Annotated in this window: 20 protein-coding genes and 1 pseudogene; 9 read left to right on the top strand and 12 right to left on the bottom strand. The window is 70.7% G+C overall.

Annotated features, from left to right (window positions below):
- Window positions 1-90: 90 nt before the first annotated feature.
- The 3 genes and pseudogenes from istB to OG332_RS17375 form a co-directional block, all read right to left on the bottom strand.
- Window positions 91-864, bottom strand: a complete 774-nt coding sequence (gene istB / locus OG332_RS17385) for an IS21-like element helper ATPase IstB (protein WP_327411911.1) — start codon at window positions 862-864, stop codon at window positions 91-93.
- On the bottom strand, window positions 861-2,279 hold the full coding sequence (gene istA, locus OG332_RS17380; RefSeq protein WP_327411910.1) for an IS21 family transposase: 1,419 nt from the start codon (window positions 2,277-2,279) through the stop codon (window positions 861-863). Before istA ends, istB begins: the two co-directional genes overlap by 4 nt.
- A 1,056-nt stretch (window positions 2,280-3,335) precedes the next feature.
- Window positions 3,336-4,963: pseudogene (locus OG332_RS17375) on the bottom strand (IS4 family transposase).
- Between OG332_RS17375 and OG332_RS17370 the strand changes: the two are divergent.
- From OG332_RS17370 to OG332_RS17355, 4 genes are all read left to right on the top strand, one after another.
- Entirely contained in the window at window positions 4,889-5,392 is a 504-nt protein-coding gene (locus OG332_RS17370) for a transposase (RefSeq protein WP_327411595.1), read from the top strand. The pseudogene OG332_RS17375 and the gene OG332_RS17370 sit on opposite strands and share 75 nt — an antisense overlap.
- The gene (locus tag OG332_RS17365; RefSeq protein WP_327411594.1) at window positions 5,389-6,309 is read left to right on the top strand and encodes an IS3 family transposase; all 921 of its coding nucleotides are present in this window, start codon (window positions 5,389-5,391) and stop codon (window positions 6,307-6,309) included. Before OG332_RS17370 ends, OG332_RS17365 begins: the two co-directional genes overlap by 4 nt.
- A gap of 353 nt (window positions 6,310-6,662) precedes the next feature.
- Window positions 6,663-7,766: a helix-turn-helix domain-containing protein gene (locus OG332_RS17360; protein WP_327414334.1), complete on the top strand. Its 1,104-nt coding sequence runs from the start codon at window positions 6,663-6,665 to the stop codon at window positions 7,764-7,766.
- A 277-nt stretch (window positions 7,767-8,043) separates the two neighbouring features.
- Window positions 8,044-9,126: an NDP-sugar synthase gene (locus OG332_RS17355; protein WP_327414333.1), complete on the top strand. Its 1,083-nt coding sequence runs from the start codon at window positions 8,044-8,046 to the stop codon at window positions 9,124-9,126.
- A gap of 30 nt (window positions 9,127-9,156) precedes the next feature.
- Here OG332_RS17355 and OG332_RS17350 read toward each other — a convergent pair whose 3' ends face one another.
- Window positions 9,157-10,470, bottom strand: a complete 1,314-nt coding sequence (locus OG332_RS17350) for an LCP family protein (RefSeq protein WP_327414332.1) — start codon at window positions 10,468-10,470, stop codon at window positions 9,157-9,159.
- 106 nt (window positions 10,471-10,576) lie between these two features.
- Between OG332_RS17350 and OG332_RS17345 the strand changes: the two genes are divergently transcribed.
- Window positions 10,577-11,113 carry an acyl-CoA thioesterase gene (locus tag OG332_RS17345; RefSeq protein WP_327414331.1) on the top strand — a complete coding sequence of 179 codons (537 nt, stop codon included), beginning with the start codon at window positions 10,577-10,579 and terminating at the stop codon, window positions 11,111-11,113.
- Between the two features lie 38 nt (window positions 11,114-11,151).
- Here the strand turns inward: OG332_RS17345 and OG332_RS17340 are convergent, their stop codons facing one another.
- Entirely contained in the window at window positions 11,152-12,645 is a 1,494-nt protein-coding gene (locus tag OG332_RS17340; protein ID WP_442816164.1) for an LCP family protein, read from the bottom strand.
- 176 nt (window positions 12,646-12,821) lie between these two features.
- Between OG332_RS17340 and OG332_RS17335 the strand changes: the two genes are divergently transcribed.
- Entirely contained in the window at window positions 12,822-13,847 is a 1,026-nt protein-coding gene (locus tag OG332_RS17335) for a glycosyltransferase family 2 protein (protein ID WP_327414330.1), read from the top strand.
- Window positions 13,848-13,942: 95 nt separating this feature from the next.
- On the opposite strand, the gene OG332_RS17330 is transcribed toward OG332_RS17335, so the two are convergent.
- The 4 genes from OG332_RS17330 to OG332_RS17315 all read right to left on the bottom strand — a co-directional run bounded on the left by OG332_RS17330 (window position 13,943) and on the right by OG332_RS17315 (window position 19,913).
- Window positions 13,943-15,652, bottom strand: coding sequence for an LCP family protein (locus OG332_RS17330; protein ID WP_327414329.1), 1,710 nt, complete (start codon window positions 15,650-15,652; stop codon window positions 13,943-13,945).
- A gap of 59 nt (window positions 15,653-15,711) precedes the next feature.
- On the bottom strand, window positions 15,712-17,451 hold the full coding sequence (locus tag OG332_RS17325) for an LCP family protein (RefSeq protein WP_327414328.1): 1,740 nt from the start codon (window positions 17,449-17,451) through the stop codon (window positions 15,712-15,714).
- A gap of 222 nt (window positions 17,452-17,673) precedes the next feature.
- Window positions 17,674-18,966, bottom strand: coding sequence for an LCP family protein (locus tag OG332_RS17320; RefSeq protein ID WP_327414327.1), 1,293 nt, complete (start codon window positions 18,964-18,966; stop codon window positions 17,674-17,676).
- A gap of 194 nt (window positions 18,967-19,160) precedes the next feature.
- Window positions 19,161-19,913, bottom strand: coding sequence for a TIGR03089 family protein (locus OG332_RS17315; RefSeq protein WP_327414326.1), 753 nt, complete (start codon window positions 19,911-19,913; stop codon window positions 19,161-19,163).
- A 140-nt stretch (window positions 19,914-20,053) separates the two neighbouring features.
- Between OG332_RS17315 and OG332_RS17310 the strand changes: the two genes are divergently transcribed.
- Both OG332_RS17310 and OG332_RS17305 read left to right on the top strand, forming a co-directional pair.
- Window positions 20,054-21,460 (top strand): peptidoglycan recognition protein family protein, encoded by a 1,407-nt coding sequence (locus OG332_RS17310; protein ID WP_327414325.1) that lies wholly within the window; start codon window positions 20,054-20,056, stop codon window positions 21,458-21,460.
- A 244-nt stretch (window positions 21,461-21,704) separates the two neighbouring features.
- Window positions 21,705-22,697: a DNA-3-methyladenine glycosylase family protein gene (locus tag OG332_RS17305; RefSeq protein WP_327414324.1), complete on the top strand. Its 993-nt coding sequence runs from the start codon at window positions 21,705-21,707 to the stop codon at window positions 22,695-22,697.
- Between the two features lie 9 nt (window positions 22,698-22,706).
- Here OG332_RS17305 and OG332_RS17300 read toward each other — a convergent pair whose 3' ends face one another.
- From OG332_RS17300 to OG332_RS17290, 3 genes are all read right to left on the bottom strand, one after another.
- A complete protein-coding gene (locus OG332_RS17300) occupies window positions 22,707-24,020 on the bottom strand; it encodes a coenzyme F420-0:L-glutamate ligase (RefSeq protein WP_327414323.1) in 1,314 nt (437 codons plus the stop codon).
- Entirely contained in the window at window positions 24,017-24,976 is a 960-nt protein-coding gene (cofD, locus tag OG332_RS17295) for a 2-phospho-L-lactate transferase (RefSeq protein ID WP_327414322.1), read from the bottom strand. The genes OG332_RS17300 and cofD overlap by 4 nt, the downstream gene beginning before the upstream one ends.
- Before the next feature lie 108 nt (window positions 24,977-25,084).
- The gene (locus tag OG332_RS17290; protein ID WP_327414321.1) at window positions 25,085-25,663 is read right to left on the bottom strand and encodes a cysteine dioxygenase; all 579 of its coding nucleotides are present in this window, start codon (window positions 25,661-25,663) and stop codon (window positions 25,085-25,087) included.
- A 647-nt stretch (window positions 25,664-26,310) separates the two neighbouring features.
- On the opposite strand from OG332_RS17290, the gene OG332_RS17285 reads away from it, so the two are divergent.
- On the top strand, window positions 26,311-26,574 hold the full coding sequence (locus OG332_RS17285; RefSeq protein ID WP_003983763.1) for a WhiB family transcriptional regulator: 264 nt from the start codon (window positions 26,311-26,313) through the stop codon (window positions 26,572-26,574).
- The last annotated feature ends 98 nt before the right edge of the window (window positions 26,575-26,672 follow it).

The following is a 26,672-nucleotide window of genomic DNA, read 5'->3' as shown; positions in this document are numbered from 1 at the left end:
TGACCCTCAATGAAGATCAGGATGATCTGTCGGCGTACGGGCTGTAGTGCAGAGGTGTGTACGGGCTGATGTGCAGAGCTTGATCCTGTGTCAGCTGGCCGCAGTGATGCCGCCTTCGATGGCTGTGAGGCGGTTCTTCAGGCGGTAGCTGGCGCCGTTGATGGCGAGGATCTCGCAGTGGTGGAGTAGGCGGTCGATGATGGCAGTGGCCAGGACGTCGTCGCCGAAGACCTGACCCCACTCACTGAAACTCTTGTTCGAGGTCAGCAGGGTGGAGCCCTTCTCGTAGCGCTTGGAGAGCATCTGGAAGACGAGGTTTGCCTCGTCACGCTCCAGCGGGAGGTAGCCGACCTCGTCCACCACGAGAACGTGAGGCCGCAGGTAGGTGCGGAGTTTGCTGGCCAGGCGGCCGATGGAGTCGGCGGCCTTGAGCTGGCGGACCATGTCGTCGAGGGTGGTGAAGTAGATCGAGTAGCCGGCCCGGCAGGCGGCGACAGCCAGCGCGACGGCGATATGTGTCTTGCCGACCCCGGGCGGGCCCAGCAGCGCGACGTTGGACTTGGCCTCGACGAACGCGAGGGTGGCCAGGTCCTTGACCTTCCTGGGGTCGAGTTCGGGCTGGTAGGAGAAGTCGTACTCCTCAATCGTCTTGTGGTGTGGCAGGCGGGAGACCCGTAGCGCGTGGCGGAAGCGGCGTTCTTCACGGACGGCAAGTTCTTCTTCCAAGACCAGGTCGAGGAAGTCGAGGTAGGCCATCGACGCGGCGTCGGCCCGGCCGACGTGCTCGGCCAGGGCCTCGGTGAGGTGGGGCAGGCCGAGTTTGGTGGCGGTGGTGCGGATCCGGGCGGTGACCAGCTCGCTCAACGCATGTCCTTGGGGTCGATGGGGGCGGGGTTGAACGGGCGGGTGCCGGCGATCTGGTCGTAGAGGGCCAGCGGGCGGGTGCCGACGTGGACTTGCGCGGCTCTGGCCCGGGTCAGCAGCGAGATCAGACCGCCCGGTTCCTCGGCGCCGGAGCGGGCCGGCCTGCTCACGGGTGGCGGAAGGTCGGTGGTGGTGGCGCGGGTGTGTCCGTCGGGCAGGGCCTTCCAGTGGGCCTCATCCACGATCCTCGCGCTGCGTCCGACCGCGCGGGAGTGCACGGCCAGCAGCGTGATGCCCTGCGCGTCGGGCACGGTGGAATGCAGGGCCACGGTGCCTGCGGAGGCTCTGACCTCGACGAGCTGGCGGTGGCGGACCTTGGTGGCGGGCACCGAGTAGAGGTTGGCGTCGAAGGCGACCAGGCAGTCCTTGGCCACGTGTCGCAGGTGCCGATCGGCCACGATGTAGGGCTTGGCGGGCAGCGCCCGCAGCGCGGCGTGATCCCGCTTGGCCCGCACGCCGATCACCTCGCCGTGGGTGCGGTGCGTACGCGCCCGGCGCTGGGGCACCCAGGCCATGAACGCCCCGTCCATGTCATCCAGGCTGGAGAAGGACCGCCCCGCGAGCACATGATCGCGGACGATGAGGACCTGGCGCTCGACGCGGCCCTTCCCCGTCGGCCGGTAGGCGGCCAAGACGTCGATGTCGAAGTCGTAGTGCCCGGCGAACGCCACGGCCTCCGGATGCAACGGGACCGCCTCGCCCGGGGCGACGTGACGGCGCACGACAGTCTTGGTCCGGTCGTAGACGATCACCCCGGGCGCCCCGCCGAAGTGCGCGAACGCCCGCCGGTGGCACTCGAAGAACGATGCCAGATTCTGGCTGGTGGTGAAGCAGCAGAACGGATCTCGGGAGTAGGACAAGGTCATGTGGAAGGAGTAGACCTTCGGGATGCCGACATGGGCCAGGATGTTGCCCTCGTCGCCCCAGTCGACCTGGGCCTGGGCGCCGGGCACCACCTCGAAGCGGCGGTGCAACTTCGCCAGCTCGCGCGGGGTATATCCCAACTCCTCGGCGATGCGGGGTCGGGCCTGCTGCACGTACATCTTGACGCGCTGGTAGTGGTGCGGGAAGGCATACTGCTCGACCAGACGCTCATGGATGACCGCGGCCTTCAGCAGCACCTCAGCCCGTAGCCACGCATCAATCACATGCGCCCACGGCTTGATCACCTGGTTGCCGAGATCCGAGCGCGGCGCCGGAGCCGGCGGAACCGGAGGACCGTCGCTCTCCAGATACTTCTTGACCGTACGCCAGTTCAGACCGGTCTCCCGAGCGATCTCCGAGATGCTCGCGCCCGCCTCATGCAGAGCCCGGAAACGCCGCAGCTCCAGCCACCGCCCCGGTTCCAGCAACATCCGACAGGCCCTCCTCGACGCTTCACAAGATCAGCGTCAGGCTCCTCTCATCGAGCCGGGCCCCACCCCGACACGCCGAGTCACCTCTGTAGATCAACCCGTACGCACCTCTGCATCAGAGCCCGTACGCCGACAGCTGGCATGCGAAGGGCGGCCCCGCCCTCCCGCCACGTGGCTGAACCCGGCCAAGTCGGAGAGGCGGCCGGGGTCCTCTCGCTCTGGTCGCCCTGCAGGCCCCTGGCCTCGTCCTGTCGTCGGCGGCTGCGCGCCCCGACCTCGCGCTGCGATCCAGGGCGCGTCTTGAACTGCCGGAGACCGTCGGCAGCCCGCATTCACGGGCGGGCTGCTGCTGAGTCTCACGGTGGCCGAATCATGGTTCTGGATCGCTGCCGTCGGCTTCGCGCTCATGGCCGCCGTCTACACCGTGACGGGTGTTCGCCGGCTCCGCACACGCCGCAGCCCCGCTTCCTGATCCGTACGAGCAGGCCGTAAAGCCGCCGCCGCGGCGGCGCGTGCCGCGGCTGCCTTCTCGATCAGAGGTTGAGCTCGGCCGTCAGACGCTCGACGGCACCGGGCCACGCCGAGGCCCTTGCGCGTGAGCGCGCGGGTGATCCTGGGGGCCCCATACGTGCCGCCCGACCGGTGTGGACCTTCTCGATCAGGAGCTGCTCGTCGCGGAGTCGGCGGGCCGACTCCGGCCTGCTCTTGCGGGCGAAGTACGTCGACGGCGACAGTTCGAGAACCCGGCATACGGGGTCGACCCGGAGAACTTCTCCACAACAGGTGGTCGATCACCTGCTCGGCCTCGTCCGGGGACGGTCGATCTCCGGGGCGAAAACACCGAGGCGGCTTTGAGGATCCCGTTCGACCGCTTCAACTCGGCGTTCTGCTTGCGTTCGCCGTGTTCGGCCGAGAGTGAGCCGATCGTCACGCCCGCCGCGGCCTTGTGGTGGATGCCCAAGTCCTTCGCGACGTGCGCAATAGGGCGGCCGGTGGTGCGGACCTCGCGGATCGTGCGCTCGCGAAGTTCGTCAGGGTATTTCCAAGACCACGGAGTTATGGCTTGTCCGGCGCTGTCAACAGGGGCGGGGACAGGGGCTTGTGGAGGTTGGGGTGGTCCACTCGGGGTCGAGGGTGTAGAGGCCCCGGCCGGTGCGGCGGAGGATTCCTTCGCGGACCCAGCGTCCCAGTTCTGCGCGTAGTCCTTGGGGATCCTCCAGTCCGATACCGCGGGCGATTTCACATGCGCGCCAGGTGCGGTGGGGATCGGTTCGCAGGAGTTGCAGTGTGCGGTCGCGGCGTCCGTCGGGGCCTGGGCCAGCGGAGGGGTTCACGGTGACACTGATGCTGGTGATCCTGGATGCGCCCAGGACTTGTGCCTGGTGGGGCGGGGCGGCGTAGCGGGAGATCGGGCATTTGACGCGGCGTGGGTTGACGCGGGCCCGGCGGGGTGGGAGCAGATCGTGCAGCAGGGCCGGTGTGATTCGTCCCGGTCCGGTGTCGGGCAGTACGTCGGCTGCGGCGATGAGCTGGTCTTTTGCGGTCTCCAGGGCGACGGTGAAGGAGGCGCGGTCCGGGTCGGTGCCGGGGAGGGTCTCGACGGCCTCGGCCATCGCGCGGCGCAGTGCCTGGTAGACGGTCAGGTGAGCCCAGAGTTCTTGTTGGATCCCGGTCGCGTCCTGGGATCGCAGCACCAGGCCGTGCTGCAGGGTGTGCCGAAGCGAGTAGAACGCGGACTCGATCTCCCATCGCTCGTGGTAGAGCTCCACCAGCTCTGCGGCGGGGTAGCGACGGTGATCGGTCAGCGTGGTGGCCAGTCGGTAGTGGCCTTCCAGCCTCAGCCCTTTGGCGGTCGTCACCGCGATGTGCGCATCGATGATCCTCAGCCGGGTCCCGTTGATCCTGGTCAGGAATGACCCGTCCGGCAGTAGTGCCCAGCGTGCGGGTGTCCGGGTTCCCTTGAGGCGTACCAGCAGCTGGGCGCCGGTGGCCGCGGCCTTCGCGAGGAAGTCGTCGGAGTCGAAGCCCCGGTCGTTGAGCAGCAGCATCCTGTTGTCCAGCAGTGGTAGCAGCTGCTCGGCGTAGCCGGTCTCCTTCTCGGGCGTCGGTCCGAAGACCGCACCGAGCAGGGCCCGGGTTCCGGTCTCGCACAGCACCATGATCTTCAGCATCGGATATCCGTCCGTGCCGTAACGATGCTTGTGTTTGCCCAGCCAGGCGCAGACTCGCGGCCGGTCAGGGGCCTTGGTGGAGCTGCAGCCGTCGAAGGCGACTGTGCGCCAGCACCTGTATCGCACCCCTGGTGTGATCGGCTGTGCCACGGGACCGGCCAGTGTCTCGAAGAGCAGCCGCAGCGGCGCGGCGCCCAGCCGCCGGCGCACCTCTCGCAGCGCCTTCTCCGACGGACGCGGTGGAAGGAGCCCGCGCAGGCCGCAGGTGAGTTTGTCCCACACCCGCATGTAGCCCAGCTGCGGGAAGAGAACCAGTGCCAGCACGAAGTAGACACCCACCCTCGACGGCAGCAGCCTCAGCCTCCGCTGGGTTCCGCCAGTACGTTCCAGCACGTCATCGACCAGTTCAAAGGGCAGGTGCCGGGTCAGCTCGCCCAGATGCCCCGGAGCGAAGACCCCGTCGGCGACGGTGATGGACGACGTGAGCGTGACGGTGGAACACTGAACGGGCAACGGGGCTCCTTCAGGCGGGAAGACCTTGGTCGGCTTCCTCGCTCTACCAGGAGTCCCGTTGCCCTGACCGGCACTTCTCCCAAATACCTCGCCCCTGTTGACAGCGGCCGACAAGCCATAACTCCGTGGTCTTGGAAGTATCCGCTGGAGTTGCGTGAGCGTGCGGTACGGATGTACCGGACCGCCGAGCCGAAGCCCGTGATCCGCCGCATGGCCGAGGAACTCGGCGTGCACCACGAGGCTCTGCGCAACTGGATCCGGCAGGCAGAGGCCGACGCCGGCGAACGCGACGACGTGCTCACCACTGGCGAGCGGGAGGAGCTTGCCGCCCTGCGGAAGGAGAATGCACAGCTCAAGCGTGCGAATGAGGTCCTGCGGACGGCCTCGGCTTTTTTCGCGGCCCAGCTCGACCCGACCCGGCCCAGGTGACGGCGCTCGTTGACGAGCACCCGTATCTGGGGGTCGAGCCCGTACTCCGGGAACTGAACATCCCCTCCTCCACCTACTACCGGTGGCGCCAGGCCGAGACCGAACCGTGCGAACGGCGCCGCCGGGATGCCGAGCTGACCAGCAGGATCCGGCAGGTCCACGAGGAGTCCGGCGGGATCTACGGCTCACCCCGCGTGCACGCCGTCCTCAAGCGTGAGGGCGTCCACGTCGGCAGGAAGCGCGTCGAGCGGCTCATGCGCCAGGCCGGCCTGGCCGGGATCAGTCCCCGCCGGGGCAAGGGTTTCACTCGCCGTGACCCGGACGCCGATCTGGCCCCTGACCTGGTGCAACGCGACTTCACCGCGGCCGGGCCGAACCGGCTGTGGGTTACCGACCTGACCATGATCCCCACCGGGGAGGGGCCGTTGTGGCTGTCCGCGATCCGCGACGCGTTCTCCCGCCGGGTGGTGGCCTGGGAGACCTCCGCCCGCGCCGACGCCGATCTGGTCCTGACCTCGCTGGAATACGCCCTGGCCAGCCGCGAGGTCGCCCCCGGAGAGCTTATTCACCACGCCGACCACGGCTGTCAATACACGTCCGTGAAGCTCACAACACGCCTGGTCAGGGCCGGGATCCAGGCTTCCATGGGCTCGGTCGGCGACTCGTACGACAACGCCCTCGCGGAGAACCTGTGGATGGTCATCAAGACCGAGTGCATCCGCGGCCGCGTCTTCGCCACCAGGGCCGAGGCGAACCTCGCGCTCTTCGAGTACATCGACGGCTTCTACAACCCCCGCCGCATCCAGAAACGGCTCGGCTACCTCAGCCCCATCGAGTACGAGGAGAAGCACTACGCCAACCAGGCAGCGACCGAACAAGTGAACCTGAAACCACGTCAACCCACCCTGACCAGCTAGTCAGCCCCTCCCGCAGTGCGGGGGAACCTCAGATCACTGATCGCGTCATCGGCGCTCTCCGTCTGCCTTGACGCATCGAGCGTGCCAGTAGGCGACGTGGGGCGGCCCGTCTTTCTGGGCGAGCATCCCCCGGCGGGCAACCTGGTGAAGGGGAATCGGCATGCGGCATGCAGGGCATGTCTCACGCTTCTTGGTGTAGGTCGCGTACTCGAACGTGTCCGCCTCTGGCGTCGCCACGGTCGCTCACCATCCCTCGAAGAGATCGTCTTCCGGCGCCCCTTGGAGTGCCCTCGAATACCTTCGTCCCGTCCAACTGCCCTCACTAGGGGCATTGGTGGGGGCAAGATGGGCCCGTGGACATCGGGGAGTTGATCAGGGACCTACGTGAGGGGCGAGGATGGTCACAAGCCAAACTCGCGACCGAAATCAACCGCCAGTACGGGACGACCCTCACTAGGGAGTATGTGAGTCGCTGGGAGCGGGGGAAGGTGGAGCCGCGCGGCTTCTACCTCGCGGCACTGTCGCGGGTGCTCGACGTGCCCCTAGCCGTCCTTGAGGGTGAAGTGGACCGACGTACCTTTCTGACTGATGTTGCCGGGGCCTCGATAGCCCCTGTCGTGGCCTCAGACCTGCTGTCCGCAGGATTCGCCGCCCGGTTGTCCGGCGGCCCTTCAGCGGACGACTGGGAGGCCAAGCTAGCCACGTACGGGACCGAATACATGTCGATGGGCGCGGCCGACATTCAGCGGCGTGTATCGCGTGAACTGGTGATCGTGCAGCAACAGCTAGAAGAGCCCCGGCTCTGGTCCGTCGCGGCCCGGCTGATGACGCTGTACGCGAAGACCTTCCCGGGGTCGGATGGCACCAAGGCTGTGCACTGGTATCGCATGGCGGCCAAGTCGGCGGATGAGTCCGGAGATGCCGACGCACGCGTGTGGGTGCGTGGTAGAGCGGCTATTGCCCTCGGCTACGAGGGCGCATCTCTGCCCATCGCAGACGTGCTGGCCGACCAGGCCCTAGCGGTCACTGATCGGCCGTCTCTCGGCCTGCTGAATGCCGTGTACGGAAAGGCGCACGCAGCCGCCCTGAGAGGCGACAGGGCTACTGCCCTGGCCCTTGATGAGCGGGGCCGCCGGATGTTCGACACGGCCGGTTCATACGAGCAGACCTCGGACTACGCGGTTCCCTGGTGGCGGCTAAACGTCTTCCGATCCCTGCTGCTGGCCAGGCTCGGAGACGAGAGGGGAGCGGCGGAAGCGCAGGAACAGGCGACAGCCGAGCTTCCGCCGAGCCTGCCCCGCTTCGCGACGCACCTTGAACTTCACCGTGGCCTCATGCTCGCGCGGTCCGGAGACCGAGCCGGGGCAGTGGCCTACGCTGAGGCCGCGATGTCAGCGCTGCCGCCGGAGAAGCACAGCCTTACCCTGCGGATGCTGGTGAACGAGATCAAAGCCTAGGAAGCCCCTGACCAGGGCCGACGTGTTGGCGATCATGGGGGAATCCTGGGGTGACCCCCTCTGTAAGGGGTGTCCCCGCTGGTCAGGGGCGCGTGTGCCGTAAAGCACGCAGATTTATGAAGGGACGAACCAGGTCCAGCGGATCGTCATGGCCCGCAACCTGCCGTAACGTCCTCCCAGGCCGGAGGCGGATGCGCACATCCGTCTCCGGCCTTTGCACGCCCCGGATGGGCTAAATTTGGACCTTCGTACGCCGGAATCGGTTGGGGAGAACGCAATGACGGAAGCGATCCTGCTGGTCGGCGGACAAGGGACGCGCCTGCGTCCGGTGACGGTGAACACGCCCAAGCCGATGGTGCCGACGGCCGGAGTTCCCTTCCTCGCCCACCAGATAGCCAGGGCCGCCGCCGCCGGTGTCACCCACATCGTGATGGCCACCTGCTACCTCGCCGAGGTCTTCGAGCCCTACTTCGGCGACGGATCCGCCTTCGGCCTCACCCTCGAGTACGTCGTCGAGGACGAACCCCTCGGCACCGGCGGAGCCATCCGCAACGCCGGCCGGCGCCTGACCGGCGGCCCGGACTCCTCCGTCCTCGTCTTCAACGGCGACATCCTCACCGGCCTGGACATCGCGGGTCTCGTCGAGGCGCACGAGGCGGCCGACGCGGACGTCTCCCTGCACCTGGTCCGCGTCGAGGACCCGCGCGCCTTCGGCCTGGTCCCCACCGACTCCGAGGGGCGGGTGCTGGCCTTCACCGAGAAGCCGCAGACCCCCGAGGAGATCATCACCGACCAGATCAACGCCGGCTGCTACGTCTTCCGCCGCAGCGTGATCGACTCCATCCCGGCCGGCCGCCCGGTCTCCGTCGAGCGCGAGACCTTCCCCGGCCTGCTCGCCTCCGGGGCCAAGCTGCACGGCGTCACCGAGAACACCTACTGGATGGACCTCGGCAAGCCCGAATCCATCATCCAGGCCTCCGCGGACCTGGTCCGCGGCGTGGTCCCCTCCCCGGCGGTCCCCGGACGCCGCGGCGAGTCCCTGGTGCTGCCCGGAGCCCAAGTGGCGGCCGGGGCCAAGCTGTCGGGGGGCACCGTCGTGGGAGCGGGTGCCCGGATCGAGGCCGGAGCGGTCGTCCAGGGCACCATCGTGCTCGACGGGGCGGTCATCGGCCAGGACGCGCAGGTGAGCGCCAGCCTGATCGGCGCAGGCTCCGCGGTGGGCGCACGGACCGTGCTGGACGGCGCCGTCATCGGCGACGGGGCCGTGGTGGGGGCCGACAACGAACTGCGCTCCGGGGCCCGGGTGTGGTGCGAGGCCCGGCTGCCCGCCGCCGCCATCCGCTTCTCCCCGGACGCCTGACCGGGGTCCGGGGAGGGGGCGCCGCCGCGGTCAGTTGCCGCGGACGGTGACCTTCTCGTCGTTCTGGATCTGCTTCACCAGCTGCTGCACCTTCGCCTTGTCCCAGACGAGGTTGCCGCCGCGCTGCCCGGAGATCGGCATGTTCATCGACACGCCGTCACCGCCGTTGACGCCCTTCATCGCGAAGAACATCCGGCCCATGTCGTACAGGCCCATGTCCTTGTCGACGATGAGCGTGTCCAGGCCGGCGCCGAGCAGCGGGTAGAGGTCGAACGGGTTGAGGACCGTGGACGGGGTCGCCGCCTGGCTGGCCAGCGCCGACAGGAACTTCTGCTGGTTCTTCGTCCGCTGCAGGTCCGACTCGGCGAAGGCGTAGCGGGTCCGTACGAAGGCCAGCGACTGCTCGCCGTTCAGGGTCTGCTTGCCCGCCTTGAAGTCGGCCCCCGACTTCTCGTCCTTGAAGCCTTCCTCGATGTCCAGCTCCACGCCGCCCAGCGCGTCCACGATGTTCGCGAAGCCGGCGAAGCCGATCTCCGCGTAGTGGTCGATGCGCAGACCGGTGTTGTGCTCCACCGTCCGCACGAGCAGCTCCGGGCCGTCCTCGGCGTACGCCGCGTTGAGCTTGACCCGGCGCCCCTGGGCAGGGAACTTCTTGCCGGACTGGGAGCCGACGAACGAGGGGATCTCCACGTCAGAGTCGCGCGGCAGCGAGATCATGGTGTTCCCGCTGGAGCACTTCGCCAGGATCATCATCGAGTCGGTCCGCTTGCCCTCGGCCGAGCCCGTGTGGAGCTTCTTCTTCTCCTCGTCGGACATGCCCTCGCGGCTGTCGGAGCCCACGATCAGGTACGTCGTGCAGTCGCCCTCCTTCGGGCGCTCGATGACCTTGGACAGGTCCACCTCGCGGCGCACCTTGGAGTCCGCCCAGAAGTAGGTGGAGACCGTGGTCACCAGCAGGGCGGAGACCAGCACGATCGAGCCGATCTTGATCCGCTTGCGCCAGTCCGGCGCCGGACCGGGCGCGCGACCGGGGCGGCCGGGTCCCGAGGGTCCGCCGGGACCGGCCGGACCGCCCGGGGCTCCGCCGGAGGGCGACCCGTAGACCTGGCCGGTGTTGTAACCGCTGTCGTAACCGCCGTACGTGTCGTGGCCGCCGGCCTGCTGCGGAGGTACGCCGTGCGCGGGCGGCGGACCCGCCGGGCGCTGCGGGCGCGGGGGCTGCGCGGGCCGCGGCGGCTGCTGCGGCTGCCGCTGGACGTGCCGCATCCGCCGGGCGCCCTCGGGCTGCGGCTGGGCGCTGCCGCGCCCGTAGCCGTCGTCACGACCTTCTGGCCAGTCATTCATGCGCCCTAGGATGCCTGCCCGGGCGGGCCGACCGACAGCCCGGGGTGGGATCCGTACCGGGGCTGTTGCGAAGCTGATGCCTCTGATACGGCTCTAAGGTGTCCGTATGACACAGATACCGGGCGAGCTGCCCGGGAAGCCGACCGCGGCCTCCCGTACGACCCTCAGCCACATCATGACCGCGAACGACACCAACCTCCTCGGCACGGTGCACGGTGGCGTGATCATGAAGCTGGTGGACGACGCGGCGGGCGCCGTGGCCGGACGCCACTCCGGCGGCCCGGCGGTCACCGCCTCCATGGACGAGATGGTCTTCCTCGCGCCGGTGCGCGTGGGCGACCTCGTCCACGTGAAGGCGCAGTGCAACTGGACCGGCCGCTCCTCCATGGAGATCGGCGTACGGGTCCTTGCGGAGCGGTGGAACGAGTCCACCCCCGCCACCCAGGTGGGCACCGCCTACCTCGTCTTCGCGGCCGTGGACGCCGACGGCAAGCCCCGCCAGGTCCCGCCCGTACTCCCCGAGACGGAACAGGACGAGCGCCGCTACCAGGAGGCCCAGATCCGCCGCACCCACCGCCTCGCCCGCCGCCAGGCGATCAAGGCGCTGCGCGAGGAGCGGGCGGCCCAGGGCTTCGACGACTGACGACCCGGCCATGACCGGCCCGGCTCGGGCGGGTTCGGCTATGTCCCGCAGACCACCTGGTCGCCCGTGACCACCCCGAAGGCGCCCTGGTACGGGTCCTCCGCGCGGACCGGCACCACCTTGCGGTAGTCCGAGCCGGCGGCGACCAGCACCGTCCGGCCCTGGCCCGCCACCGCCCGCAGTTCGCTGCCCGGCAGGGCGGTCGCCACCGACCGGGCGGAGCGGTCCCAGCGCGGGTCGTACGTGATCACCGTGCGCTTGACGTCGCGGCTGGCGCCGTTGCCCGGGGCCCGGGTGGTGTCGAAACCGGTGGCGCGCAGCGCCGCGTCGACCCGCCCGCCCAGCCCGTCGATGCGCGTCCCGTTCTCCACCTGGACCCGGACCTGCTGCGGGGGCACGTCCACGGGGACCGCCGCGGGCCGGCCGGCGCCGGTCTTCCCGGGCCGCGGCGGAGCCAGCGGCCGGTCCTCCCGCAGGGCCTCGAACAGCTTGGCCGCCTTCGGCTCGTCCCACTTCACGGTGGATCCGATGCCCTTGAGGCGGAACGAGGGGTCGCCGACGGGCACCGAGGCGAACTCCGACGAGGACGGGGTGAAGTCCCGCATCGCCTGCCCGAGCGCCAGCATCTGCTCCGAGCCGAAGTCCTTGTCGGCGCGCACCGAGCCGAGCAGGGTGGAGCTGACTTCCTTGAACTTGACCGGGTTCAGCAGCACCCCGCCGCCGGTCGCCTGCTTGATCAGGGCGGCGATGAACCGCTGCTGGCGCTGCATCCGGCCGAGGTCGGAGGCGCCGTCGACGTGGCGCGAGCGCACGTACTGCAGGGCCTGGCCGCCACTGAGGCGGTGGGTGCCGGGCAGCAGGTCGAGGCCGGTGTTCGGGTCGCGCATCGTCTTGGCCGTGCAGATGTCCACGCCGCCCATCGCGTCGACCGTCTTCATGAAGCTGGTGAAGTCGACCTCCAGGTAGTGGTCGATCTTCACCCGGGTCATGTTCTCGACGGTCCGCACGGTCAGGTTGGGACCGCCCTCCGCGTACGCCGCGTTCAGCTTCAGGGGGTGGGCCCGGTGCGCCTTGCCGGTGACCAGGTCACGGTGCGCGGGCACCTCGGCGTAGCTGTCGCGGGGCAGGCTGATCACGCTGGCCCGCTCCTTGTCGGCCGACAGGTGCAGCAGCATGATCGTGTCCGTGCAGTGGCAGGGTGCCCCGCCCAGGCGGTACTCGCGCTTCTCCTCCGGGGAGATCTTCTCCCGGCCGTCGGTGCCCACCAGCAGGAAGTTGAGGCCGTGTCCGGCCTGCGGGCGGTTCTTCATGTCCTTGAACGGGTCCACCCGCTCGATCCCGGTGTCCAGGCCGGTCATCACGGCGTGCCCGACGGCCCCGGAGCCCAGCACCACCACCGAGAGCCCGGCCGCGAGCCGCACCCCCCACCGGGGGCGCTCGCCCCGGCGCCGTGCCGGGCCGCCACCACCGCGCCGTGCGCGCTGCGGCTGGGACGGCCCTGCGGGACGGGTGGGACGGTGCGGCTGGGGCACGGTGGACACCTCCGCGGGAGCAGCTGGGAGAACGGTCGGGAGTCGAGTCGGATTCAGCTGATTCGACAGAACAGTAGGCCCATACGATCAGCCTTTGTCCCTACCGATCACTCGGCGCGCACCTGGTTCCCCCGTACGCGGTAACGTGACACCGATACCCGACCTTGAAGGACGACATGCCCGCCCAGCAGCCCGCAGTCTCGGTGATCATGCCGGTGCTCAATGAGGAGCACTACCTCCGTGATTCCGTCCGCCACATCCTGGAACAGGAGTATGCGGGCGAGATGGAGGTGGTGATCGCACTCGGGCCGTCCACGGACCGCACCGACGAGATCGCCGCCGAACTCGTCGCCGAGGATCCCCGAGTCCACACCGTCCCGAATCCCACCGGCCGGACCCCGGCGGCGCTCAATGCCGCCATCAAGGCCTCGCGTCACCCGATCGTGGTACGCGTCGACGGCCACGGCATGCTCTCGCCGAACTACATCGCCACCGCCGTCCGCCTCCTGGACGAGACCGGTGCGCAGAACGTCGGCGGGATCATGCACGCCGAAGGCGAGAACGACTGGGAAGAGGCCGTCGCCGCCGCGATGACGTCGAAGATCGGCGTCGGCAACGCGCCCTTCCACACCGGCGGCCAGGCGGGACCGGCCGAGACCGTCTACCTCGGTGTCTTCCGCCGCGAGGCGCTGGAACAGCAGGGCGGATACAACGAGGAGTTCATCCGCGCCCAGGACTGGGAGCTGAACTTCCGCATCCGCGAAGCCGGCGGCCTGATCTGGTTCTCGCCGGAGCTGAAGGTCCAGTACCGCCCCCGGCGCTCCGTCAAGGCCCTGGCCAAGCAGTACAAGGACTACGGGCGCTGGCGGCACGTGGTGGCCCGCTACCACTCGGGCTCCATCAACCTGCGCTACCTGGCCCCGCCGACCCTCGTCTGCGCGCTCGCCGCGGGCTTGGTCGTGGGCGTGACGGTCACCCCGCTCGGCTTCGCCATCCCGGCCGGCTACCTCGCGGCGATCGCCGTGGGCTCCGTGCCGGCCGGCAAGGGGCTGCCGCTGAAGGCCCGGGCACAGATCCCCGTGGCCCTCGCGACCATGCACCTGTGCTGGGGCTTCGGCTTCCTGACCAGCCCGCGGGCCCTGGCGAACAAGCTCATCGCGAGCCGCCGCCCGGCCGTGCACCGGGACTCCTCGCAGGTCTGACCCGCGGGTCCGGACGTACGAAGGGGCCCGGCGCGGAGACTGTTCACACAGCCTCCGCGCCGGGCCCCTTCGCCTGCTCAGGGGGGGCGGGGCCGTTACCAGGTGAAGCCCGGCTGGATCGGCATGCACGCCTTGTCGTTGTCGCCGTTGAGCGCGTGGGCGGACGTCGGGGCCACGGTCGGGGCGGGCGGCAGCGGGGTCGGAGCGTCCCCGGTCCGCCAGTCCTTGCCGACGAACAGGACGATCCCGGAGACCTCGGCGGACTTCTGCACCGAGGCGGCCGGCAGGCCGAGCGCGGTGGCCACGGCGGACGCGTCGGCCGCCTGGCCGTCAGCGGCGAAGCGGACCACCGTCGTGTCCTCGGCCCCGGTCTGGGTGTCGGCGCCGGCCTTGGTGAAGCCCTTGGCGGCGAGCAGCGCGGCCACGTCGTTCGCCCGGTTCTTGACCCTGGCCTGGGCGCCGTCCTTGCCGGCGGTGGCGTTGCGGACGCTGACCGCGATCTTCGCCGGCGCGGAGGCGGGGGCGGTGGTCGGGGCGGTGGTCGGCTGCGGGGCGGTAGAGGACGGGGCACCGCTCGCGCCCGGCGAGGGAGAGGCGCCGCCCGTCGGGTCTCCCGAGCCCTTGCCGTCCAGCGCGATGTCCTCGCGGACCATCCGGAAGAGGTCCTCGGCCTCGCCCGCCATGGGCTCGACGCGTCCGTCCAGACCGGGCTTCGTGCTGTAGACCCAGGGCATGGTGGTCATGGTGATCCGCCCCGGCGGAACCTTCTTGAGCTCCATGCTGAGGTCGTACAGCTTGTCGATCTTGTTCAGGCCGGTGTCCACGACCATGGCCTCGATCGCCGCCTGAGCCAGGCTGTTGAGCTTCACCGGGTTGGTGAGCTTGGCGTTCTTGCGGAACTCGCGGGCCATCGAGTTCATGTACTGGTGCTGGGCGTGGGTGCGCCCGATGTCGGTGCCGTCCTCGAAGCCGTAGCGGGTGCGCAGCCACTGCAGGGCCACCTCGCCCTGGATGATGTTCTCGCCCTTCGGCAGCTTCAGGCCGGAGCCCTTGCCGTCGCGGGTGCGGGAGTGCACGTTCTGCTCGACGCAGACCGGGACGCCGCCGATGGCGTCCGCCATGGACACCACACCCTTGAAGTCGATCATCATGAAGTGATCGATGGGGATCTTGGTCAGCTCGGTCCACGCGGCGACGGTGCAGCCCGGTCCGCCGCGCTGCAGGGACTCGTTCGTCTGGACGAGCCCCTTGCTCGCGGGGTGCACCTTGCCGTTCGGCTCGGTGCACTTGGGCATCATCAGCATCGTGTCGCGCGGCATCGAGACCACGGACATGTTGCTGCGGTCGGCGGACAGGTGCAACAGCATCTGCACGTCCGCGAGGGGCGGGCCGTCGAAGGTGTCCGTGGCCCCGCCCAGAGCCTGGTTCTCCGCGTCGTTGCGCGCGTCGGAGCCGATGAGCAGGATGTTCAGCGGGGTCTGCCCGAAGGCGTTGGGCTTGGAGCCGCCCAGTTTGGTCTCGCCGAGGTTCAGCGCGTCCGTGTGGATGTTGCCGTTCAGATGGCGGTAGTACAGGTATCCGGCCGCCGCCGTCCCGAGTATGAGCAGGGACAGGACGGAGGCCACCCAGCGCAGCACGCGCCGCCGGCCCCGTCCGGCGGGGCGCTGGCGGGCGGCCGCACGCCGGACAGCCCTGGAGCCGCCCCGCGGTGCGGGCACCGCGTCGGGTGCGTCCGCCCCGCCCTCGGATATCTCCCCGGTGGCCTGGGCGGTCGCCCCCTCCCCCCGCACGCTGCTGTGCCTCACACGTCCCCCTCAAGATCCTTCTTGGTCATCAGTGTGCCGGTATGACCGGCTGCGTCCTGCTATTTGGCGCAGACCGCCTTGTCGGCCTGGGCCTGCTGGACGTCGTCGGACAGCGCCGGCACGTCAGGGGCCGCCGACAGCGGGGCTCCCGGCTCCTTGAAGTCCGGACCGAGCGTCAGCTTCATCGGGGCCTTCGCCGCCGCGTCCGCCGTCCCCATCTTCAGCGCGGTGGCGGGCAGCCCCATGGCGTCCGCCAGTGCCCGGGCCTGGTCGGCCTGGTTGGGCGCGTACTCCAGCTGCGTGGCCCCGACCTTCGCCGGGGCGTTGCCCTGGTTGCTCGCCTTGGACATGCCCTTGGTGTTCTGGAGCCAGTTCAGGGTCGTGGAGGCGGCGCCCTTGGGCCCGCCGCCGTTGTAGACGCTCACCCGTACGTCGCCCGCGGGCGCCCGGTTGCCCTGGAGCAGTGCGTCCTGCTTGGCCTTCGCGTCCGCGTCGGCCGCCTCCTTCGCGGCCTGCTCCTTCTTCTCGACCTCCGTGAGCGAGATGTCCCCCCGGATCATCTGCAACAGCGGGTCGGCCAGGGACTTTTCGACGACGACGGTCGCCTTGCTGCCCTCCGGCTCGGCCGGGTTGTCCTTCACGGGCAGGGTGGTGAAGGTGACGTTCTTCGTGTCGATGCTCTTCAACTCACCCGCCAGGTCGGTGAGTTTGGCGATGGACCCGATCCCCGAGTCCACGCTCAGCGACTTGGTGGCCGCCTCCGCGAGGGACAGGAACTTCTTGGGGCTGGTCAGCGTCTCCTTGGACTTCATCTCACGCATCATCGAACCCAGGAACTGCTGCTGGATCCTGATCCGGTCGAGGTCGCTGTTGTTGCCGAAGCCGTGCCGGGTGCGGACGAAGGCGAGGGCCTGCTCGCCCTCCAGCCGGTGTTCGCCGGGGCCCAGTTTGAGATGGGAGCCTTCCTCGTCGTTCACGGCCTTGGCCAGGCACACCGGTACTCCGCCGACCGCCGTGCTCAGCGTCTTGACGGCGTTGAAGTCGGCCATCATGAAGTGGTCGACCTCGATCCCGGTGAGTTCCTTGACCGTGCGCATGGTGCAGCCCGCGTCGCGGCCCCCTTGGCCCAGGCTGGTGTTGAAGCGGGTGCCCGTGGCGGGCGCGATCGTCTTCGTGGAACCGTCCGGCTGCTTCGTCGGGCAGGCCGGGATGTTGGTGATCAGGTCGCGGGGGATGGACAGCGCGGTCGCGTTCGTCCGGTCCTTCGAGACGTGGAACAGGATCGTGGTGTCGGCGTGGCCGACGCTGTCCTTGTCCCCGTAGCCCTCGTTGCCCGCACCGCTGCGCTTGTCGGTGCCGATGACCAGGATGTTGATGGGCTGGTCCTTCTTGAAACCGCCGGTGCCCGCGCCCGCGACGTCGGTGACGCTGAGGTTGCCGTTCAGGTGGTCGTAGTAGAGGTACGCCGCCGCGGCGCCGCCGACCAGCAGGAAAGCCAGCGTCCCGCTGGTGATCAGCAGCGCCTTCTTGCGGCGTCCGCCGCCACCGCCGCCCTTGCGGGAGCGGCCGCTGCGGCGCCCGCCGGGCGGGCCGTCGCCGCGGCGCGGCTTCGGTACGCCGGGGGATGGGGCGGTGGGAGCGGCAGGGGCCGAGGCCGATCTACGGGGCGCGGCGACCTTGGGCCGCTGCTGCGCAGCGGAGTCGCCCAGTTGCAGTTCGTAGTTGCCGGTGCGGGGGTTGAGCACCCACTGGTCGGCGGGGTCGATCTCGTCCGCCCGTCCACGGCTTTGCGCATCCACGGTTGCTCGAATCCTCCGTCGGTGCCTCGCGACGCGCCTCCCCCAGGCGCCCGGTCAACGATCCGGCTGCTGGTGCCCTGTCTCTGGTCCGGCCGGGCACCGGATCGCTCACCCTATCCGCCCTGTTCGGCTGCAAACCATGCTGGTGACAAATTCCACTCCCCTTATAACGGGGTGAACCACCCATCCCACTCGGTTCGGTCACCGGCTTTTGGGATTGCTTTACCGGCAGTCGGCGTTCTCCGCCGTGGTGCCGGTAAAGGTGGGGACGGGAACGGGGGGTGTCGTGGTTCCCCCGGGGGTCGCGCCCGCCGTCGCCCCGGCGGTCGTGGCCGGTTCGGTGCCGTCCGCTGGCGCGTCGGTCGGTGCGGCCGTGGGCGCGTCCGTGGAGGCCGGAGCGGGCGGGAGCGAGGGGTTGGGCGGGGGAGCGGGAGTGGTCGCGGGCTCGGGCGGGGCGACCGTCACCGGCTGGTCCGTCCGCAGCTGCTCGAACAGCCGTGCCGCGTCGGGCTCCGCCAGCTCGTCCCGGTTCGGGTCGGCGGGGTAGGGCCGGCGGGGCACGGTCAGGAACTGCACCTGCCCGGTGGGTACGTCCCGTATGCCCCGCACGAGTTCGTACAGGTCGCGCAGTGAGGCCAGCCCCGGGTCTGTGGTCACCGAGGAGGTCGCCGCGTCCAGCAGCGGATACAGCCGCGCCGGATTCAGCAGAACCCCGTTGCTCTTCACCTTCTTGACGAGCGAGCCGAGGAACTGCTGCTGGCGCTCCATCCGTTCGGTGTCACTCCCGTTGCCCAGGCTGTACCGGGCGCGGACGAAGCCCAGCGCCTGCTCGCCCTGGAGGGTCTGCCGCCCGGCGGCCAGCTTCAGCTTGGCCTCGGAGTCGTCCACCGGCTCCTTGAGGCAGACCTCCACCCCGCCGATGGCGTCGACCATCTTCTTGAACCCGCCGAAGTCGATCACCATGTGGTGGTCGATCCGGATCGCCGTGAGCTTCTCCACGGTGCGGATCGTGCAGGCGGCCCCGCCCCACTGGAACGCCCAGTTGAACTGGGCGAACCGTTCGCCGGTGCGGCTCCCGTCCCCCTTCAGGCAGGGCGGGATCTCCGTCATCAGGTCCCGCGGTATCGACACCGCGGTCGCGCTCCTGCGGTCCTGCGGCAGGTGCAGCAGGATCGTGGTGTCCGAGCGCTCGGTCCCCTCGTCCTGCCCGTACGGGGCGTTGGCCTTGCCGGAGCGCGAGTCCGAGCCGATCAGCAGGATGTTCTGGGAGCCGGTGGCGAGGTGCGCCGGGCGGTCGCGCTCGTAGCGGCCCAGCTCGGCCGTCGCCGAGGTGTCCTCGGTGATGTTCCCGTCGAGCTTGTTGTAGAGCCACCAGCCGGTGGCCGCGCCCGCCAGGACCAGGAGCGCGAGGCCGAGGCCGATCCAGCGCAGCAGTCGGCGCCTGCGGTTGCGCGGGGGCCGTCCGGCGCCCCCGGCCGCATCGGTGACGCCCGGTATGCCTGCGCTGCCCGTCACTGGCGTCCGTCCCCTCGCCGCTACGACCTCAGGCCCGGCCGTACGGGTGGGTGCGGCCACTGCCGATCCTGCCCCCGGGTCGCCGAAGCGGCCTGGGGGCGGGGTCGCGTCTAGAGCCGTCCGGGTGACAAATCGCCCGTTCTCCCGGTTGAGCAGTGTGGGTGACGGGCGCCGGTGCCGGCCCCTTGACGCCGCTAGACGGTGTGGGTGACGCGCTCGCTCTCGACCCGCTGGGCCAGCGCTTGCGCCGACAGCCGGTCCAGATTCCGGCACAGCACCACGGACCCGCCCGCGGCCAGCGCGGCGTAGAGCCCGGCCGAGAGCCCGTCCCAGGTGTCGTAGCCGCGCCCGGTCAGCACCCGCGAGTCCGCTCCGAGGCCGAGCTTCGCCGCGTCCTCGCGGGCGCGGGCGGTGAGCGCCGCGTACGAGAGCTCCTCGCCTCCGACGACCAGCCCGGGGCCCTCGGCGTCCACCGGCACGAAGGGGGCGAAGCGGTCGCCCTGGCCGGGCACCTCCACCGCGTAGTCCGCGTACCCGGCCGGCGGCGCCTGCGGGAACCGCCCGCCCAGCGGCCGCAGCGCGAGCGCCACCCGCTCGCCGCCGCACGCCAGACCCTGCTCCAGCGTGTCCGGCCCGCTGACGACGAGGTCCGCGCCGGCCGGATCGCCGCCGATCTCGGCCACGACCCCGACCGAGGCGCAGGCGAGCAGCCAGACGGCGCTCTGCCAGTGCGCCGGGAGCAGCAGTGCGAGCCGGTCCCCGGGCTCGGCGCCCAGATCGCCCTGGAGCAGATTGGCGGTCTTGGCCACCCAATTGGCGAAGGTCGCGACGGACAATTCGACGCGCTCGCCGGTGGCGTCGTCGTAGAAGGTGACGAGCGGACGGCCCGGATCGGCGGCGAGCGCGGATCGCAGCAGGTCGGCAGGGGTGCGGTCAGTGGCGTTCACCCGGCACAGGGTACGCGGGCCCGTCCCCCGTACGGGGGCCGCCGGCTCCACCGTACGGGGGAGGGGTACACGGCCCGTCACCGGACGCACCGTCAGTTCTCGGATGGCGCCGGGCCGTGCGGGTGCTCACCATCCTTTTCATGCGTGGATTCCTTGCTTCCTCGATCGGCGTCGCGACGGCCGCCGCACTGGCCCTGCCCCTCGCGCTTCCTCCTCAGGCCCTGGCCGCTCCTGCCACGGGCGCGGTCGCTCCCGTGACCCCAGGCGGGTCCACCCAGTCGCTGCCGCTCGCCCCCCTGGGACCCGCGGCGGACCGCACCCCCGGCGTCCCCGGCATGAGCGCCTCGCCCCGCGGACCCGAGACGCAGGGCCTGGCCGCCCGCGAGGTCAAGACGTTCTCGCTGGTCGGCGTCGTCTGGGACGACGCCGGTACCGAACTCCACGGCCGGGTCCAGGTCCGTACCCGCTCCGCCCGGACCGCCACCTGGTCCGACTGGCAGGACGTCGAGATCCACAACAGCGAGCACGCGGCCGACCCCGGCGCGGCGGAACGCGCGTCCGGCCGCGTCCGCGGCGCCACCGCCCCGCTGTGGGTCGGCGAGTCCGACGCCGTCGAGGTCCGCGTCCAGGCGGAACCCGGCGACGCACCGGCCACCAGCCCGGGATCCCGGCTGCCCTCGGGCCTGCGGATCGAACTCGTCGACCCCGGCGCGGAAGTGCCCGTCAGGGCCGCGGACGGCAAGAACGGCGGCCCCGTCGGCGACGACAAGGGCGAGGTGGCGGCCCCCGGCATGACGATGGAGATGGCCGAGTCCTCCGCGGCGAACGTGCCGCACGCCGCGCTCGGCGCCGACGAGATCACCGAGCTGGACAAGGCCGACTCCACCGCCGACGCGGTCTACGCGAGCGACGGCGAACTGACCGCGGCGGCCGCCCCGTTCATCGGCCCGCGCCCGCGGATCGTCACCCGCAAGGGGTGGGGCGCGGACGAGTCCCTGCGCGAGAAGGCCTTCGTCTACACCAGCACGGTGAAGGCGGCCTTCGTCCACCACAGCGCCTCCGGCAACAACTACGCCTGCAAGGACGCCCCGGCGGTGCTGCGCAGCCTGTACCGCTACCACGTGATCAGCAGCGGCTGGCGCGACCTCGGCTACAACTTCGCCGTCGACAAGTGCGGCACGGTCTACGAGGGCCGCGCGGGCGGCGTCTCCAAGGCGGTGCTCGGCGCCCACACCATGGGCTTCAACACGAACAGCATGGGCGTCGTGGTGCTCGGCAGCTACGCGTCCGCGGCACCCCCGGCGGTGGCGGTCGACGCGGTCGCCCGCCTCACGGCCTGGAAGCTCGGCCTCTTCGGCCGTGACCCGCGCGCGAAGACGACCCTGACGTCGGGCGGCGGCAACCGCTACCCCAAGGGCAGGAAGGTGTCGATGAACGTCATCTCGGGCCACCGCGACGGCTTCGCAACGGAATGCCCGGGCAAGAGGCTGTACGGCAAACTCCCGACGACGCGCACGAACTCGGCAAAACTCCAAGGCCGCCCCTAGCCTCCGGCGGTCCGCAGTTTCCATCAGACGGCCCGGCCCCCGGACCTCGGCCCCCGGACCTCGGCCCCCGGACCTCGGCCCCCGGACCTCGGCCCCCGGACCTCGGCCCCCGGACCCCCGCGCCTCAAACGCCGGCGGGGCTGTATTTCAGCCTCGCCGGCGATCGAGGCGCGGGTCCGGGCGGAGCCCGGCGGGGTTCGGGGCGGGGCCCCGGGAGGGTGGGCGGCAGGGCTACGCTCGACGCATGGCCGACCGTTTCGATCCCCTCACCCGTACCGCAGTGCGCGGCGGCCGCACCGACGTCCCCCCGGGCCGGGGAACCACCGCCGGCGCCGGCGCCAAGGAACGCCTGTGGACCCCCGAAGGTCCCCTCGACCTCGGCCTCACCCTCGGCCCCCTCAGACGCGGCCCCGCCGACCCCACCTTCCGCACCACCCCCGACGGCTCGGTCTGGCGCACCGCCCGCACCCCGCAGGGCCCGGCCACCCTCCGCGTGGCCCGCGCGGGCGAGCAGGTGCACGCCGAAGCCTGGGGCCCAGGCGCTGACTGGTTCCTCGAACAGCTCCCCGTGCTCCTCGGCGCCGGCGACGACCCGGCCGCCTTCGTCCCCCGCCACCGCCTCGTGCACGCCAGCCACCGCCGCCGCCCCGGCCTGCGCCTCACCCGCACCGGCATGGTCCTGGAGTCCCTGGTCCCCACGGTCCTGGAGCAGAAGGTCACCGCCGACGAGGCCTACCGATCCTGGCGCCGCCTCGTCCGGCAGTACGGCGAGCCCGCGCCCGGGCCGCAGGACCTGTACGTCGTGCCCGACGCCCGCACCTGGGCCATGATCCCGTCCTGGGACTGGCACAAGGCCGGGGTCGACGCGAAGCGCTCCGCCACCATCGTCCGGGCCGCCCGCGTGGCGAACCGCCTGGAGGAGGCCGCCGCCATGGGCCCGGCCGAGGCTGTGCGACGGCTGGAGGCCGTCCCCGGCATCGGCCCGTGGACCTCCGCCGAAACCCTCCAGCGCAGCAACGGCGACCCCGACGCCGTCACCACCGGCGACCTGCACCTCCCCGGCATCATCGGCTACGCCCTCGTCGGGGACCGCGACACCGACGACGCCGCCATGCTGGAGCTCCTCGCCCCGTACGCCGGGCAGCGCCACCGCGCCGCCCGGCTCATCCTCCTCGCGGGCCACGCCCCGCCCCGCCGCACGCCCCGCATGCCGCGCGGCGACATCGGCCGGCTCTGACCCCGGGGTTCACCGCACCCGGATGAAGTCCTCCGCCGACCGGACCGCCCGCCCGGCCGGCGCGGCGGCCGGGTGACCCACCGCCACCGCGCCCATCGGGTCCCAGTCCTGCGGCAGCCCCAGCACCTCCCGCACCACGTCCCGGCAGAACATCGTCGAGGACACCCACGCCGAGCCCAGCCGCTCCCCGGCGAGTGCGACCAGCAGGTTCTGAACGCCCGCGCCCATGGCGACCACGAACATCTCCCGCTCGGCCGCGTCCCGCCGCGCGTGTCCGTAGTGGTGCGCGCCGTCGGTCACCAGGCACGGCACGACCAGGTAGGGGGCGTTGCGCAGCACGTCCCCGCGCCGCACCCGCTTGGCCACGGACTCCTCGGACTTGCCGTCCGCCCGCAGGTCCGCGATCCACGCGTCCCGCATCGCGTCGAGCAGCTCCGTCCGCGAGGCCTCGGACTCCAGCAGTACGAACCTCCACGGCGTCGTGTGGTGCGGGGCCGGGGCCGTCACGGCCGCAGCCACCGCCCGCCGCACCGCGCCCGGGTCCACCGGCTCCGCCGTGAAGGCCCGTACGGTACGGCGCTGCGTGACGGCTTCCCGTACCGCCTCCGAGGTGCCCAGCCGGAACATGTCGTCGGCGGGGGTGCGCACCAGGTCCCGCGCCGAGGCGCCCTCGCCGAGGACGTGGGCCAGGCCGCGCACCACGGCCACGGGCAGCCCGGCCGCCTTGCCCTTGACCAGGTCGCCGGCGGCGGCCAGTTCGTCCGCGGTCGCCACCACCGTCGCGCCGAGCGGATTGCCGTGCGCGTCCCTGCCCCCGCGCAGGTCGTCCAGGACCCGTACCCCGGCCGAGCCGATGGCCACGTCGGTGAGCCCGGTGCGCCACGGCCGCCCGAAGGTGTCGGTGACGACCACGCCCACGTCCACGGAGAGGATGTCGCGCACCCCCGCGCGGATCGCGGCGGCCGAGGCGTCGGGGTCCACGGGCAGCAGCAGCACGGTGCCGGGAGTGGTGTTGGAGGCGTCCACCCCGGCGGCGGCCATCACCAGGCCCTGCCGGTTCTCGACGATGCGCAGGGGGCCCCGGCGCGCGACCACCCGTACGGTCTCGGCGTCTATGGCCTCCTCGCGCGAGTCCGCCTCCACGATCCGGCCCTCGGCCTTGGAGACGATCTTCGAGGTGACGAGCAGGACGTCCCCGTCGCGCAGGTCGGGCGCGGCCGTCGTGATCAGCTTCGCCAGGTCGTCTCCTGGCGTGACCTCCGGCATCCCGCCGACGGCCCGCACCTCGTACGAGGGAGCGTGCCCCGGGGTCGGCTCCGTCACCGGGAGGCCTCCGCCAGTTCCAGCGCGGCCCGGGCCATCTCGGCGGTGGCCTCCAGGTCGGTCATCATCAGCGGCACCGCGCGGCAGGTGATCCCGGCGGCCTCCACCTCGGCGACGGCGTCCGCGTCGGCGGTGTCCACCAGCCAGCCGTCGAGCAGGCCCGTCCCGTAGTGCAGGGCCACGGCCGCGGCCGTGGCCTCGACGCCGACCGCGGCCAGCACCTTGTCGGCCATCCCGCGCACGGGCGCGCCCCCGACGATGGGGGAGAGGCCGATCACGGGCGCCCCGGCGGCGGCCACCGCTTCCCGGATGCCGGGCACGGAGAGGATCGTCCCGACCGAGACCACGGGGTTCGACGGCGGGAAGAGGATCACGTCGGCGGCGGCGATGGCCTCCAGTACGCCGGGCGCGGGCTTGGCCTGTTCGGCGCCGACGGGTACGACGGCCTCCGCGTCCACCGCGGCGCGCAGCCGGACCCAGTACTCCTGGAAGTGGACGACCCGCCGCTCTCCCGTCCCGGCCTCGGTGATCGCGACGTGGGTCTCGACCCGGTCGTCGGACATGGGCAGCAGCCGCACCCCGGGCTGCCAGCGGTCGCAGAGGGCCTCGGTGACGGCGCTCAGCGGGTAGCCCGCGCCGAGCATCTGCGTACGGACGATGTGGGTGGCGAAGTCGCGGTCGCCGAGGCCGAACCAGGTGGGTCCGACCCCGTACGCCGCGAGCTCCTCCTTGACGGTGAAGGACTCGTCGGTGCGGCCCCAGCCCTGGTCCTCGTTGATGCCACCGCCGAGGGTGTACATCACCGTGTCCAGGTCCGGGCACACCTTGAGCCCGAACAGGTGGATGTCGTCACCGGTGTTGCCGATGACCGTGATGTCCGCGTCGGGCACTGCCGACTTGAGTCCGCGAAGGAACCGGGCGCCGCCTATACCGCCGGCCAGAACAACAATGCGCATGCGGACAGTCTGTCAGCCGGAGGCTGTCGCCGAGGGGTGGTGGTCGGTGGGGGCACCTCCCAGCGGTAGCTGGGGGAGGGTGGGACTGTCAGCGGGGCGCCGGGCGGGTCAGGCGGGTACGGACTCGGATTCGGCCGGGGAGCAGCTGTGCATCGGCATCTCGGTCAGGCCGGGGAAGTACACGTGCAGGCTGACCGCGCCGTCGAGGGCGTCGTTGACGACCTCGTGCGCGAAGCCGGGGGCGAGGACGCGCTGGGATCCGGGGCGGTGGGTGAGCCGTCCGCGTGAAGTGTGCTCGGTGAGCTCGCCTTCGAGCACGGTCAGGACGCCGGAGGAGGCGCCGTGGTCGTGCGGGCCGCTGCCCTGGCCGGGGACCCAGCTGAGCAGCCAGACCTCGTAGCCGGGGCCGGTGCGCAGCCGGTGGTACCAGCGGGTGGTGGCGTCGTACTGGACGAGGTGCTCCCAGGAGGCGCGGTCCTCGGCGATGGAGCGGGCGAGGCCGACGAACTCGGCGACGGTGGTCGGGTGTTCGCGGGCGGGCTGGAGGAGGTGCTGGACGGCGAGGATGTCGCCGGCGATCTGCAGGTCGCTCTCGACGGGCGCGGCGGCCGCGACGGGCGCGGGAGCGGCGGAGGAGGCGGGTGCGGCGGGTGCGGCGGTGGGGGTGGCGCTGTGCGTGCTGTTCATCGTGGGGGTTACCTCGACGGATGTCAGTCGTGCTGGCGGTTGCGGTGGGGGCGGGCCGGAGCTCACGGGAGCCGGGGCTCCGGGGGCATCAACAGCTGCAACAGCAACAGCGAACCTGGGCAGCGCACAGGAACCCACGAATGGGGGTCCGGGTGGTGGCTGCGGGCGCTGACATGCAAACAAGGAGAACGGGTGGAGGGTCGGACTGTCAACCCAATGCCCGGTTTGAGGCAAAAGTTTCACCTCATCCGGTTACTGTGCACGGAGAAAGGTTTGTGCAGTTCGCGGTAGGGGATGTGGCGCTGTGCCAGGGCTCCCATCGGCCGGCACCTAAACCAAGACGCGCCATCTCGTGACCGGAATGTGATCTGCGCCGCTTCTCCGACCGGATCGCAACCCCGCCCGTGGATGGCACGTGAATAACGGGTGAAGGCGGGAGTCTCGCGACACCTGATGCATGTGTCACGATTTTTGGCGATATGAACACTTTCTGCATACGCTTGGTTCCGCAGAGTGAATAAGGGGCCCAATAGCAGATCCCGGCTTGACTGCTCCGGAGCCGCGCACTTGTAATTTCACTCGTGTCGTTACGTAGCGATCAGTAACGGCATCACCACGGGGACGCACAGACAGAGCGAGGGGCGCACATGACCGAGCTGTTTCAGGAACTGCTGGTCGAGGAGGCGGACGAGGAGCTCGGATGGCAGGAGCGCGCTCTGTGCGCCCAGACCGACCCCGAGTCCTTCTTCCCCGAGAAGGGCGGCTCGACCCGCGAGGCCAAGAAGGTCTGCCTCGCCTGCGAAGTCCGCTCCGAATGCCTTGAGTACGCCCTCGCCAACGACGAGCGATTCGGCATCTGGGGCGGTCTGTCCGAGCGCGAGCGCCGCCGGCTGAAAAAGGCAGCGGTCTGAAACGGCCGAGGCACCACCGGCCCGGCACCCACCGCACCACGCACGACATATCGAACGAACGAAAGACATCACACACAGCACGGCAAACGGTCCGCCTC

It is taken from the genome of Streptomyces sp. NBC_01233 (assembly GCF_035989305.1).
Taxonomy (GTDB): domain Bacteria; phylum Actinomycetota; class Actinomycetes; order Streptomycetales; family Streptomycetaceae; genus Streptomyces.
This window is presented reverse-complemented; position numbering and strand designations above follow the sequence as displayed.

What these genes read in the sequence shown, in the direction of transcription:
- istA (WP_327411910.1), bottom strand. Translation starts at nt 2,279, where the DNA reads ATGTTGCTGGAACCGGGGCGGTGGCTGGAGCTGCGGCGTTTCCGGGCT.
- OG332_RS17370 (WP_327411595.1), top strand. Translation starts at nt 4,889, where the DNA reads ATGCCCCGGAGCGAAGACCCCGTCGGCGACGGTGATGGACGACGTGAG.
- OG332_RS17355 (WP_327414333.1), top strand. Translation starts at nt 8,044, where the DNA reads ATGACGGAAGCGATCCTGCTGGTCGGCGGACAAGGGACGCGCCTGCGT.
- OG332_RS17350 (WP_327414332.1), bottom strand. Translation starts at nt 10,470, where the DNA reads ATGAATGACTGGCCAGAAGGTCGTGACGACGGCTACGGGCGCGGCAGC.
- OG332_RS17345 (WP_327414331.1), top strand. Translation starts at nt 10,577, where the DNA reads ATGACACAGATACCGGGCGAGCTGCCCGGGAAGCCGACCGCGGCCTCC.
- OG332_RS17335 (WP_327414330.1), top strand. Translation starts at nt 12,822, where the DNA reads ATGCCCGCCCAGCAGCCCGCAGTCTCGGTGATCATGCCGGTGCTCAAT.
- OG332_RS17310 (WP_327414325.1), top strand. Translation starts at nt 20,054, where the DNA reads ATGCGTGGATTCCTTGCTTCCTCGATCGGCGTCGCGACGGCCGCCGCA.
- OG332_RS17305 (WP_327414324.1), top strand. Translation starts at nt 21,705, where the DNA reads ATGGCCGACCGTTTCGATCCCCTCACCCGTACCGCAGTGCGCGGCGGC.
- cofD (WP_327414322.1), bottom strand. Translation starts at nt 24,976, where the DNA reads ATGCGCATTGTTGTTCTGGCCGGCGGTATAGGCGGCGCCCGGTTCCTT.
- OG332_RS17290 (WP_327414321.1), bottom strand. Translation starts at nt 25,663, where the DNA reads ATGAACAGCACGCACAGCGCCACCCCCACCGCCGCACCCGCCGCACCC.
- OG332_RS17285 (WP_003983763.1), top strand. Translation starts at nt 26,311, where the DNA reads ATGACCGAGCTGTTTCAGGAACTGCTGGTCGAGGAGGCGGACGAGGAG.